Annotated in this window: 10 protein-coding genes; 1 reads left to right on the forward strand and 9 read right to left on the reverse strand. The window is 38.5% G+C overall.

The annotated features are described in order from the left end of the window. The 9 genes from KO534_RS13070 to KO534_RS13110 all read right to left on the reverse strand — a co-directional run bounded on the left by KO534_RS13070 (position 1) and on the right by KO534_RS13110 (position 12187). Positions 1-3048, reverse strand: coding sequence for a DNA methyltransferase (locus KO534_RS13070; RefSeq protein WP_215930111.1), 3048 nt, complete (start codon positions 3046-3048; stop codon positions 1-3). Between the two features lie 33 nt (positions 3049-3081). After that, the gene (locus KO534_RS13075; protein ID WP_215930112.1) at positions 3082-5937 is read right to left on the reverse strand and encodes an SNF2-related protein; all 2856 of its coding nucleotides are present in this window, start codon (positions 5935-5937) and stop codon (positions 3082-3084) included. Next, positions 5934-6116, reverse strand: a complete 183-nt coding sequence (locus KO534_RS13080; RefSeq protein WP_215930113.1) for a helix-turn-helix domain-containing protein — start codon at positions 6114-6116, stop codon at positions 5934-5936. The genes KO534_RS13075 and KO534_RS13080 overlap by 4 nt, the downstream gene beginning before the upstream one ends. Before the next feature lie 99 nt (positions 6117-6215). Beyond that, a complete protein-coding gene (locus KO534_RS13085; protein ID WP_215930114.1) occupies positions 6216-6725 on the reverse strand; it encodes an antirestriction protein ArdA in 510 nt (169 codons plus the stop codon). A gap of 196 nt (positions 6726-6921) precedes the next feature. Then, positions 6922-9495 (reverse strand): MobF family relaxase, encoded by a 2574-nt coding sequence (gene mobF / locus KO534_RS13090; protein ID WP_215930115.1) that lies wholly within the window; start codon positions 9493-9495, stop codon positions 6922-6924. Then, positions 9489-11219 carry a type IV secretory system conjugative DNA transfer family protein gene (locus KO534_RS13095; protein ID WP_215930116.1) on the reverse strand — a complete coding sequence of 577 codons (1731 nt, stop codon included), beginning with the start codon at positions 11217-11219 and terminating at the stop codon, positions 9489-9491. Before KO534_RS13095 ends, mobF begins: the two co-directional genes overlap by 7 nt. Then, complete coding sequence (locus tag KO534_RS13100) at positions 11209-11517, reverse strand: hypothetical protein (RefSeq protein WP_215930117.1); 309 nt, start codon at positions 11515-11517, stop codon at positions 11209-11211. The genes KO534_RS13095 and KO534_RS13100 overlap by 11 nt, the downstream gene beginning before the upstream one ends. Beyond that, a complete protein-coding gene (locus KO534_RS13105; protein WP_215930118.1) occupies positions 11507-11986 on the reverse strand; it encodes a hypothetical protein in 480 nt (159 codons plus the stop codon). Before KO534_RS13105 ends, KO534_RS13100 begins: the two co-directional genes overlap by 11 nt. Positions 11987-11995: 9 nt before the next feature. Then, on the reverse strand, positions 11996-12187 hold the full coding sequence (locus KO534_RS13110; protein ID WP_215930119.1) for a helix-turn-helix domain-containing protein: 192 nt from the start codon (positions 12185-12187) through the stop codon (positions 11996-11998). 91 nt (positions 12188-12278) lie between these two features. Here KO534_RS13110 and KO534_RS13115 point away from each other — a divergent pair, with 91 nt between their 5' ends. Then, entirely contained in the window at positions 12279-13424 is a 1146-nt protein-coding gene (locus KO534_RS13115; RefSeq protein ID WP_215930120.1) for a hypothetical protein, read from the forward strand. The last annotated feature ends 54 nt before the right edge of the window (positions 13425-13478 follow it).

Consider the following 13478-nt stretch of genomic DNA (forward strand, 5'->3'; position numbering starts at 1 on the left):
TTATACATCCTGAACATCAAACATAAGACGCTTAAATTCAGCTTCAATCAGTTTTACTTTGGAGTGTGGATCATCAAGTGTGTGGTCACCGTTAATATAGATGTGCTCAAACTCAGTATCTTTTGGATTAATTCCCTGCTTCTCTAGAAAACTGGTAATTTTATCGTTACTAATTTTTGTCTGATTACGCCACACTATTAAAGTCAATTCGTTTTTGGGATTTAATCCAGTAATAGTTATGACGTCATTAAAATCATCAAAACTTTTCAAATGTAAACCCAGTAAATAATTAAATGTACTAATTAAGTCCACTTCAGTTTGCTGCGATGCTCCCACACTTCCTGCACTAATGAGCATTTTGAATCCAAATGGTTGTTCAAATGAATTAATATTTAAAAGTGAGTCACTTTGTCGATAATCTAAATCCAACCAATAATTTAAATAATAATCTTCCTTGAGATTATCATTTTCATGGATCAACTGAAGTTCTGTTTCATTATTTTTGCTCCTGAGGTTTTGTAAGGAATCCTCATATGATTCTAAAGTGATATAGTTAATTAGAAACTTAGGAAGAGCACTTTCACCAGCATCTAGACATTGTCCATTCTTCCAACTTGTACTGTATGCAGCTTTAATTAATCTAGCTTTTAAAGCACTGTCAAAATGCTCCCCCATCTCTACCAAAATAAATTTCCGATGACCGTCATCAAGTCTATTCAACTCCATTACAGCTTGACCTGTTGTGCCCGAACCAGCAAAGAAATCTAAACAAATATCTTCTTTTTTCAAGTCAAGAACTCTTAAACAATCAGAAGTCGCATGAATGCTCTTTGGATAGGAAAAACTATCCGTACTACCTAAATAATTTTGTAAAACTTTGGTTCCGCTTTCACTAGCAGAATATTTAGCATCATCCCACCAAGTACCCGGCAATGAACCAGACTGATTTGGTCTATACTTTCTCTGAATTTGGGTATCTTTATCAGTTATTCTAACCTCAAGATCATCTGATTCTTCAATTGCTCTATCTCTACTAATAGTCCAAACCCTTTCCTTACCCAACTCATCTATTGGATAAAACACTTCTTCAGCGGGTAATGGCTTCTCTAAAATAATCCAATTTCTTTCTGCTTCATCCCATTCCATTTGTGGGATTCTGAGATTTTTACCGTCTAAATAAACTGGGTAATATGACTTAGGTCTGTCAGATCTGTATGAATCGCCTCCAGACTTTCTAAAATTGGACCAAGCGAAAATACCTTTTGCGTCCTTCTCTGGGTAACGATTCGCTTTTGAGCCAACTCTAGGCAACCGTCCTACAGTAGAGGAATCACCTAAGCCGTAGAAAATAGCATACTCGTGATTTACTGAAAATCCTGAAGAAGATGGTCTCCCTTGAGGTTTACTTCTAATTACAGCTGTAGAGTGATGATTCTCTTCCCCAAAAATATTGTGACCAATCGATGTTAGAAAAGGTAACTCGTAATCGTCAATTGTCATGCAAATATTAGAGCTTTTACTTGCTAGTTTTTTCGCAACTTTCAATCTATCAGAAATAAGAGATAGCCAAGAGGAGTGCTTGTATGAGTTTTTATATATTATTTCTGACAGACTTGTGTTGTAAGGAGGATCTATATATATACTTTTTATTTTATCTTTAAATTTATTTTCTATAAAATTTAGAGCCTGAAAATTTTCTGATTTTATCAAAACACCATCGCAAACATCATCAAAATCATCGAAGGAAGATAAAAGTTTATGTTTGAATTCAATTGAGAAAAATGCTGTATCTACTATCAGATTTTGCTTGCTAGACAATAACTCCAAAGTTATATCATCACTAACAATTAAACCTAATTTTTTCCATTCCGAGATTTGAGATTCAGAAGATATAATATCGGATAAAAGTGCGTCTGGGACCAAATTTATCGAGACCAAATAATTACTTTCGGTAATGAATTTCTTTTTCAACCAAAGTTTTTTCTGAAAATCTTCAATTTGAGATAACATCTGAATCATTTTTAATGCAATACTTTTAATGATCTTTGCTTTATTCAAATGTAATTGAGTTAACTCAAAAGCTGTGTCATCCAAATCATCAAGGTGGATGACCTCATTCTTAATAAAAAAGTCGAGTTCACGGTTAAGGAAGCCACCCAAATCTTTATGAATGAAGTAATCAAAGGTATTGCGTGCAGTGTAATCGTTCAGGTGTTTCTCTAGTAGCGTTCGGTTTTTATTTTTCTCTGTTGGTGCAGGCGTTTCTAAAAGTGTTAACCATTCACTAAACTGTGAGTCATTCACGGCAAAAATAGTTTTTACGGCTTCGTCATTCAGTTTATCCTGCTTCTTTTTACCAGCAGGAATAAACTGAAAGTTGATTAACAGCTCGCCATCTTTAATTGATAGTGGATTGTCACTATCGATAACAAAGCGGCGTTCTTCACCTGATTTAGCTTTTACATTGTCCTTTTCTGTATCGGCTTCTATTAAATGTATACGGAATGGTATTTCCTGATTATTCGGATCTTTAGCAATAAAAGCATAATCTTTTAAATGCTCGGATGATTTGATGTAGTACTGATCATGGTTTGCCCAATAAAGTTTTACTTCTTCACCCTGATACGGGATGGCATAAGTATCAGCTTTGTAGCGGCGTTGGCTAATAAAGTCGCCTTTGTCGTAATAGCGACTGAAAAATGTCTGAAGTCTTGAAAATACCTCATTTTCAAGGGCCGTTCCATCTACTGTATTTTCAAGTTTCTTTTTGATTTCAAGCACTGCTGGAGAATTTTCAGGGTCGGGCGCACCATATTTACGCGCCTGCTCAATTTCAGCTGTAAGTTGTCTTTGAAGATCGGCTTTACTATCATTTCCTACGTTTGAAAAAGCGTTTTTTACTTGAGGTAGCAAGTCATTTTCTAAAAAACGATTTATCTCGTCTCGTTTCTGATTCATGATGCGATAGATGCCAAAATCCAAATCGGCCTTGTCCATCTCAAACATGCTTTGTAATGTTTTAATTAATTTTTTATATGACTCACTCATTTTTCATTCCATTTTAATTCTTTTGAAGCTGGTTTATTTTACTGTCCAGCGGATTGTAAATAGGGTTTCTTCTGACGTTGTTTGCCGCATACGGTTCTCTAGTTGGGCTATGAGTTCATCACGTTTTTCCATGATCTCATCTTCAACATCGAAAATTTGTTGGCGCTGACGCCGTTGATGACGCTCTAATTCTTTTAGCTGGTGTTGTACTTTTTGTTGTTCTTCAATACTTATTGCTTGTCGTGACTCACGTTTAAGCGCTCGAATTTTTGTTTTGGTATCTTGTAATGCTTGTTCTGCCGCTAAAACTTTATCGTCTGCCCATTTCTCCAACTTATCCCGCTCATCTTGGAAGAATTTATTGTTTGTATCCATCGCTGTTGCTAGCGTTGCTTCAACCTGTCGCTGAGTTTGTGCTGGTAATGTAGTAGGTGGCATTGCATTTAGCAGACTTGATTCGTTACCGGGTAAGCTAAACAATTTTTGACATACTTCGTGGTCAAGCAAAGACCCATCTTCTTTTAAGCCAGTAAAAATCAAGTATTGTTCAGACTGGAGCGAGTCGATTGTGAGAAGTGTTAGTGTTATCCATCCACTCTGACCGACAAGTTGCTGGGCAACGGCAATTTTTGCATCATGTGCATTGTAATCAAACACAACCTGTCCTACGTTACATAGCTTTCTTCTGGCTTGCTCAATAATATGCTCACCTAGTGGATGATTGAGCCGATAGGCATGGCTATGGTGGCTGATTTCGCGCTTTTGTCCATTAGCCCGTATCAATTCGAAACGGCCACCCTCAATTCCGCCAATTGCTTTTAAAGGAACGACAAAGCTGTAATCACATTCATCGAATTTGGCTATTCTGTTGAGTTCGTGTTTGGTTAACGACCAGAACCATTTGCTGATTTTATCTAGCCGTTGTTCTGCTTCATCTAGTTTAATTTTCAGCAAATCGTGAATATCTTCGTCGAAGTTTTCTAGTAAGAGTTGCTGAGTTTCTTTCAGACGGGAATTAATTTCTGTCTCAAGTTGCTTTTGTAACTCATCAAACGCTTGTTCAATGGCCTGCGGTGTTCGGCAGGTATCGTAAATTTGTTGAATGCGTTTTTCGAAATCGACGCCGGATTCGATACTACCTAATACATCATCGGAAGCGCCAAAAACACCATCAAAGAGACTGAATTTCTCTGTAAGTAGTTCAAGCACACGTTGATCAGCATAATTTCGCTGGTTTAAGAAATTGATCACCACTACATCAAATTTTTGCCCGTAGCGATGACAACGACCAATACGTTGCTCAACACGTTGTGGATTCCACGGTAAGTCATAATTGATTAGCAAAGAGCAAAACTGAAGGTTTACACCTTCGGCGGCTGCCTCAGTTGCGATCATGATTTGCCCATGCGTTTTAAAGTGCTCGATTAAGGCTGTTCTTCTATCTACTTGTGGCGAACCTGTAATGCTGTCTGAGCCTTCATTTTCTGTCAGCCATTGTTTATAGATTTGAGTCGCTTCAGGGGAGTTATTCGTGCCGCTGAAGCTAACGATTTTACCTTCATATCCATTGCTATTAAGAAAACGAGCAATATACTCTTGTGTCCGTTTGGACTCAGTAAATATGATGGCTTTATTCTGTGCACCCATAAATTGCATATGATCAAAGCCAGAATCAAGAGCTTTCAATAAGGCCTTAAGTTTGCTATCAGAAGTTATTAACTTGGCTTTTTCAATGAAGATGTCTAGTTCATTAATTTCTTCATTTAATAACGCAGTATTGATTTCCCCATTGTTATGGTCTGCCTCATTTTCAGCCTCTAGTTCGTCGAGAATATCATCGTCAAGCTCATCTTCTTCAATCAAACTGGCTAATATGTCTTGATCGATGTTTTCATCTCGCAACTTTTCTAATCGCCGCTTGATAGTTTGAAGAGTGTTAAGCACTGCATAGGAACTAGACGCAAGCAATTTGCGTAAGATAAGACCTGTTAGATGCCTTTGTCTGCGTGGCAATGCATAACTCTCTTCACGCTCAAGAAATGCAGATACACGGTCGTACAGCTCTTGCTCAATGTCACTAGGCGTAAAAGGTACGGTTACAGTTTTTCTTTCGGTATAGCGGATGTATTCGAGTACGTCTTTACGAAGAGTTCGCTTAACGAATGAGGATAATCTGCTTTTCAGTTCAGGGATATCGCTATCACTACTCATAAATTGTTTACGGAATGCTTTATCGTCTCCAAATATATGCTCATCGATAATGGTTGATAGCCCATATAGTTCAAGCAAGGAGTTTTGTAATGGCGTAGCTGTTAGAAGAAGCTTTTTACGGCCATTGAAAGTACGTCTTAATGTTTGCCCCATCTTATTTCTTTCGCGGTGCGCGTTTCTTAGCTTGTGTGCTTCATCGAAAACAACAACATTCCATGACTCTGCAACTAGCTTATCTTCTAAGCGGCAGGCATAGTGATAAGACAAAATCACTATTTTTTTGTGGTTAAGGGGGTTGTACACGCCTTCTTTTTGCAAGAAGCGCCATGTCTTTGCATCCAAGACTATGGATGGCAGATTGAATTTATCTTGTAATTCTTGTGCCCATTGTCTTCGAAGCGCTGCGGGGCAGATAATAATTAATTTACGTTTTTGTTCTGCCCAAAGTTGCGATAAAACAAGGCCTGCTTCGATAGTTTTCCCAAGGCCAACCTCATCAGCTAAAACGACGCCTTGATTTAAAGGATTATTGAGAGCAAAAAGCGCAGCGTCAATCTGGTGTGGATTAAGATCAACGCTTGCATCAAAAAGAGATTGAGAAAGCCTATCTACACCATTATTCGCGTGTTGGATACTTAGTTCATGAGCGTAATACTTGGCGTGATAATCCGTAATCATTTCTTATTATTCCTTTTGCGTGATTCTATCCAGTCTTCGATATCAATACTTTTAAAACGCCAGCTACCGCCAACTTTAAAACCCGGAAGCTTACCTTCTGCGGCCAGCCTGTAAGCTGTTTTTTCGGTTAACTTGAGATATTCAGCAACTTCTTTCAGAGTCAATATGTCATCTAACATAGTTAAGTTCTTTAATTGGTAGAGTGAGATAATAAGGGAATATTAGGGAATGCCAAGCAAAGATTTGGCATTCCTTGTTAATTCTTAACGTCTTAAAATTTAAGGTGAAAAAATTAGAACTGCATTTTCATATTCAATCGTTTGAATATCCCCGCCCATCTCAAGATCCCGAGCATATCGCTCCCAGTCAAAATAGTAAGTTAGGTTGTCGGGTAATTGCAGTGAGTCCGCTAGCATCTCTTGTGCATAATCTTCAACTGAATCGTATTGACCCTGAAAACAGTCGGTGAGCATTCGCTTAGCTTCTTCAATGTCTTCATTGCAATAACTCAAAATCAAATGACCGTATTCATCATTTTCAAATAAAAATAGCGCTATATTGTGAACCTGCTCAATACTAAAAAATTCACCAATATCAGTATTTCCGAATCCTGCATAATCATGAATGGCGTATTCTTCAGCTCTCTTGATTGGGCTTTTAGATAACATGGTTGCGATCTGCTCTTCTACTTCAGTTAGATCAAGTAGATTATCAATCCAAATACCATGCAATGTACCTGAATTGTATGCTGCTAAGTCTGCTACATATATTTTTGCTTGTGAAAACATAAGTTGTTCCTAAATTGCTGTTGAAGGTTTAACGCGGTTTATTCCGCGCTTGAGCCTTCTGGCGACACATGGCTTAGAGCAGGGATGAACTTGTCAACAAAAATCACGGAGTGTCTGTGCGAAGCAGAGAAACCGTTAATTTTGTTGACAAGGAAGGGGCGCAGCGCCCTTTTTGCTGGTTATTAACAGTGATTAATCACATTGTTAGTTCTTCAAACTGCTGTGGTTGAAGTTCCTCATTAAAATCTTTTTCTGTTTTAAGAAGATCATGCTCGATCGACAACTTTGCTTTTCTCTCTGTACTGAATTGATGAGATATTTTCTTGATAATAAAATTTTCTGTTGATTTGGCACTTGATGAAAACTCTTCGTCTTCAATGACATGATCTGTTGCTATGTACAGATGGCAGTCATCTTTGTGTCGAGACATAGCAACGTAAGCGTTGGCCCGGTCAATCATAGGATCATGCAAAACAAATACGTCTCCATCGATAGTTTTCCCCTGTGAACTATAGATAGTTTGCGCATAAGCAGGCGCAAGATAAATGTGACCTTTGTCGTCAGAATATTTGTTTTGTAAAACAGTGACGAATTCACCACTGTCTTTTTGAATTAAAATCCGAAGTTTCGAATCGTTATCTCTGGAGATGTTCTTTACAGTTCCGGTGTCACCATTTGTAAAGTTAAGTGAGGCTTCGTTTCTGGTAAATCGCACTCTATCGTTTTTTGATAGCATGAATTCAATTTTTCTTGAGCCAACGACACCTTGAATTTTCATGTCCTGCTTACTCACTTTTCCAGCTGCTTGAAGTTTCTGTCGAATCAACTTGTTTAGTTCTAGCACGTCATCCCAAGTGCGTGCTAGAACCATGGTTCCTTTTTCTCTATTGATGTTATGGTATTGTTCCCAATCGTCAACAAGCTGTTCGTATGCTGTGTCAGTTTCAGTGCAAAAATTTAATCTTCCGTGCGCATGGTATTTTTTAATTGCTTCAAGTGCGTTTCCATCTCTTAAATTAGCGACTGCAATACGGTCCCAATCTTTTCTCTGTCTTCTTATTGTCTCAATTCTCGTTGTGCCAACTATATCTGTCCGAGACAGGTAGCGAAGAACTCCGCCGTGTTCGATTGCGTCTAACTGTTTGTCTTCACCCGTAAGTATAATCTTGAAGCCCTTTTGAAGGCTGTGTTCTTGAAGCTTTGACATTGCTCTTAGTCCGACCTGTCCTGCTTCATCAATAACAACAACATCGCCAGAATTGACTTTTGACTTATCTTTATCCAAATCGAGTAATAATTTCGCAATAGTAAAGCTTTTAATGCCGGTTTCTTTTTCAAGGTTTCTCGCAGCATCTTTTGCAATAGCAGCTCCCCATATTCCTGCTTTTTTTGAGGTATAGACACTGTTAACTATTTTCATTGCAGTGGATTTTCCAGATCCAGCGCTACCACTCATGATTTCGAAAGATGAATTTCCTAGAACACCAAGAACTGCTTCTTGCTGTTCATCGGAAAGAGTCAACCCCGTTGTATTTTGGGCAATTAAAATATCATCAATAGATATTCCGGGGATGAAATTAGACTTATTTAGCGTTTGTGCATTACGGATCATTTGGTGCTCTAGCTGTCGAATCTCGTGTGTTGTGAATTGTCTGTCATATTTACTATTTGATTGCAGCTCTATTGCGAACTCTGATTCAATAAATGTTTCAGCTAACATCAAAGCCACCTTAGCTGGAACCGCAAGTTTCATAGCAGTGCTAAGTGCAGCTGTATATACATCGACTTCGGTAAAAATGCTTTTGGATACTGTTAGAATTTCAGATAAATACTGGTGGTTAAAATAGACGGCAGTGAGATCTTTTTCGGCAGGAAGGTGATTTCCCAGTGAATTTTGAAGAATTTCTTGAAAATCATTTTCACTAAAGCCAAGGCTATCCATCTCATTTTGCCATGTTTCAAAAAGCTTCGGTCTATCGATCGCTTGCTTTTGGCCTCTTGTCATTTTTGCAGCAAGTGCAGCCGCTCTTGCTGTGTGGATGCCTTTCGCTTGCAATGCACCAAGAACTTGCTTTCTTCTCTTGGAATAATGTTCGCAAATAGAGTCGGCTATTCCATGAATTCTGAATGATGAGCCAGAAGATATGGTGTCGAATCCAATATCTCTGAATAATTCACCTTGCTTTAAATTATATAAGAGGCTTGCGGGCTTCTGCCATTTGAGGATGTAACGCGGTTCTATAGTGCCATAACTGCCGTCATATCGTTTTGCACAGTTCATTATTGTTAGATGGGAGTGTAGTTGTGGGTCGTTTTCCCTGCTAGTCGAATGTTGAAAGACGGCTGTAATTAACCCTGCAACTTTCTCATGCCGAACACCATCTTTTCCACGTCTAGTAAAAGCTGCATGTAACTCGATGAATTTAAGTGCCTCCAGAGTGGACTCGTCTTGAATATTTTCAATAATAAGCCTTTGTTCTGGGTTTGCTCTAGCCCAAGCCAATGACCTGCTCTTGTCAGGGCTTAAAACTGCATCAAAAGCTCGACGATGATTCTTGCCATTTTGTTGATAAAGGTGGACTCCAGTTGAAGGGTGGATGCCCTTCATCAACTCTAAGAAAGATACTTCGTCTATTTCGCCTTTTAATCCCTCTAAAGTTGCACCTGTTCCAGCCCATTTTCCCGGCAACTCCCCGCCTATAAACTGATAGGTTTCATTCGACATATCAATATAATATGAAGGGTCTTTTACCGTTGCAATAGCTAGCATTCTGGATGTCCTTCAATGGCCTGCTTTTCTAGCGTTTTTCTTTTGTTTAATCGGTTAACAAAATTTGTCTCGATATTTTTTTTAGGAACATCTGTAAGCACTAGCGGCTCAGTCTGTTCTTCTTCACAACCAGAAACTAAAGATTGCTTTAAGTAAGGCCACTTGAGCTTGTATATATTTTTTAATCCCCCAATAAATAGAAAACCCTCAACTCCAGTTTTATCAGCCGAAGGCAAATTAACGATTTCTTCTCGCGATACAACTGGTCGATCATGATACTGGGTTGAAATAGATATTCTCTGGTCTTCACTTAGACTTTGATTGAGTGTCAGCACTCGTTGCTGGCCAAGGAGATCTGAAACTTTTTGTGCAGATGGTCCAGAGGCCCCAAGTCTCATCACAATAACAGTTCGAAAAAGTGATAGAATCGTATCTGTAATGTTTTCGCCGTAACATTCGTATAATTGGCTGATATCTTGCGTTGATGCTACGGTTCTACCGCCCTTCGATCTTGATAGCGTCAACCAACGAATCAATGATGGGTTTTTGGGAAGGTTGCCAAGTTCATCAAGTAACAACCAAAACATCTCATCTTTGGAGTCATTTTGATTAAGCCATCTCTCAATAAGCAAAGTGATCAGAGAATTGCAAACTGCTTTAGTAATGTCTGGGGACATGTAGTTGGGACGGAAGAATACATGAGTTTTAATCGACTTTTTGTTTATTAAGTCTGAAATAGACCAGATATTTTTGGCTGTCTTTTGCATTTCTGCCATTTCATCGAGCCAGAAAAGTTTAGTACTTAACACTGAGCGGATGGACTGAGTTGTTTTCGTTCCGGGTTCGACTAATGTTGCAGCTGATTTTGATACAGTAGCTAAGAGCGACTTTAATTCCTGTTCAGTACTAAATAGTTTTTGTGATAAATCGCACCATGACCAAGGTTTTCGTGACTCAATGAGGAATATAATTACGTTCTTTAAAATTTGTCTAGCGGAGTCTGTGAAAAAACGTTGGTTTTCGTTCTCTTGTTCGATAAATGCTTGAGATACGAGAGCTGCGTCATTCTTTGTGGTTATATCTCTGCCTATATTCCAGAAATATTCAGAATTATGAATTAGTTTCAGACATACGGCTGAACTAGTGTTAAATGTTGCTTGGTATTCCCCTTTTTCATCATAAGTAAAAGATCTTACTGGTAGAGCATATATTTGTTGCACAATTGGTTTAATAATAGTGCTTTTGCCCGCACCAGATTGCCCCTGCAAAAATATTGAACCTGCTGCAATTTGTTCTGTTATGCGTATCTCTGGATGGATTTTGATGGATAGGCTGCTAGGCTCTTTCTTGACCTTCTTTTTTACATCTCGAATTGCAACGCTTTTTTCAAGAAGTTTAGGACCGCTGATGTATGCATAGTCGGTAAGCTTCCCTTGATTAACAAGTTTTTGTATTCTTAGGGTAGCGATAAACAGAACCATTCCCAAAAAAACGCAGATAAACATACCAATCATTTCAACTGGAATTTTCAAGGTTGATAAAAAGGGAAGGTGACGGGCTACTCTTTCAACATGTAATCCAACAGTACTAAAAACTGACCAATTAATCATAATTGAATGCGGGATCTGGGCGAACAAGATAGTCACTGCTGCCGATATGATGACAATTAGTACGAGTACGCCCATATAAAATGAATGTGAGAAAGACTTCAGATTATTTTTCACGTTTCACCCCGTTTTTACTAATATCTACAAAACGAGCTTCTGCTTCCAAGATTTGTTCATCATTCAGGCCAGCAACCGCGCAAGTCATGTTGAAAATGACCCGTTTTAGTCGAGCCTCAGTCAGCCGCATAATCTCTTTTGTAGTGAGAAACTGATCAGCGACATCAAACCGTTCTTTTGCTTCATCAGATATTGAGATACCTTTAGACTCCGCTGCATTTTTAAGCTTGTCATATTTCTCAGGTGCAAGGCGCATACTGAGTTGTTTTGAAGCTGGTGTTTTCATTTTATTTGTCATGACGACCTCCTGTTTTCATTGAAACCACTCGAACAGCCTTTTGTTTGAGATATTTGGCCATTGAATTGAAACCAATGAATAAACCATCTATCGCCTTAACGACTAGTGGGCTACTAATGGTTTCGATTGAATTGGCGGGAGCATCATAGATGCGTAACGTGTCCAAAATATTTTTGGAGGAGAACACAATGTGTTCCTGTTTTGGAATTTCTTGTTGAGCAAAGATATCGACGCATAAGCGCTCATCTTCAGTTAAGCTGCTATAACTCATAAAACCTTTTTGTTGGGTGATATGAGATATAGCGTTTGAAAAACATCTGATACAGTTGCTGTTGTTTACTTCGTTAATTGCAAATGCGAGCAGGCTAGTAAGCTCATCACGAAGATAATCTGGAAAAAAATCTAACTCATCAGAAAACCTTTTCTCTAGAAGTCCGATTTGATTTTCTCTGTTAATAAAATAATTCATATTAAGTCCTTATTGAGTTTGAGTTGAGGTTCTTGTGTCTAAAAACTGGTCAAGCTCTTCTCTTCTGTAGAAGACTTTTCGACCTACTTTAATAAAAGGGAGGCCATAACGACCTGTGGTTGCCCAAACAGAGAGTGTTTGGGGTTTGACTGATATGTAATCAGCAGCTTCATTTCGATTTAATAGTTCTGGTTTTTTCATAAAAATTACCTTTGGTAGTAGAAATTGATTACATGCTATAAATTTTGATGTAACCTATCTAGTGATTAATATGAAAAGGTGTGGACATTTGGTGGCCGTTGAACTATTTACAAATAAAAAACAAAAGGAAAGAGATGGGATTAAAAGTCCTCGGGACAGAGTTGCATCGATAGTTTCGGAGCTAGAACAGGAGGTAGCTGGTGAAGTCGATAGTGACTTTTGTCGAGATCTTCAGATGCTATCAAGTGAAGTTCGGAAAAAGGGGGTACTGCACTGTCATTCAAGCGAGGAGGAGAAATACGCATTTGGTCGTCAGAGCTGCTGGGTTTATGCCTCAACCTACTTGGACCATCACTTTCATCAAGCAATGGAGTTTTGCCAGCTTTTAGTTGGGGATGAGATAACACTTCGTCATCCATCTCAACAGTTGAAGTCTGACTACAGTTTTGATTATTGGCATCAACGAGTAGAAGAAAATGTAAAAAAACTAACATCAGCGGGATTAAGCGTTGTAGCAAAAAAGCTGGATATCATCCGTTTAATCTCGTCTTGCATGAACACTACATCGATCGAGGGGGAAATTTATTATTGCCGTTATTGTTTCAGACGTGTTCCGACAAAGAATAATTGTAGGTATCACATGGCGGTTGGTGATGACTTCTATCTAGAAGTGAAAAAGCCAAGTTCATTTTTAAAAGAGAACGGATGGAAGTGGATTTTAAGACAAAGAGGTATCAGAGGAATAATTGGCGAGTATCCTTTTAATCACAGCTATTTTCGGGAAGCAGGAGAAATTCCTAAGCTAATTCATCAGGGAAATTGGAGTTTTACATCTGAGCTATTACAAAAGCTGTTTGATACTGAGCTAAATTATCTTCGAGGTTTCTTAGTCATAAAAATGTTCAAACAACAGAACCAAGCATTGTTTCCGCTCAATACAAATTTCTCTAGTTATCCCGCATTTGTCAGGTGGCTATACAGTAAAGAGATAATGGATAACCCTTACGAGGACTCTTTGTCAGCCTTTTGGTTAATGAATGCGCTTTTTGCTGCTAATGAAAGGTTAAAAGCTGAGAAAAAGTTGACAGAACATACGGATCAACTGAAACAAGCTACTGAGGAAAGGAACGTAAAGATTTTTCAGCGTCGTGCAGAAGGGGCAAGCTATCGAAAAATTGCAGCTTCACTTGATATTAGCAAAAGCTTAGTATGCAAAGTTTTATCTAGTCGAAACTAAATAGAGTTTGGAAATGGTGGCCCCTCCCTGACTCGAACAGGGGACCTAACGATT

The organism is Paraglaciecola arctica (genome assembly GCF_018861065.1).
Taxonomy (GTDB): domain Bacteria; phylum Pseudomonadota; class Gammaproteobacteria; order Enterobacterales; family Alteromonadaceae; genus Paraglaciecola; species Paraglaciecola arctica_B.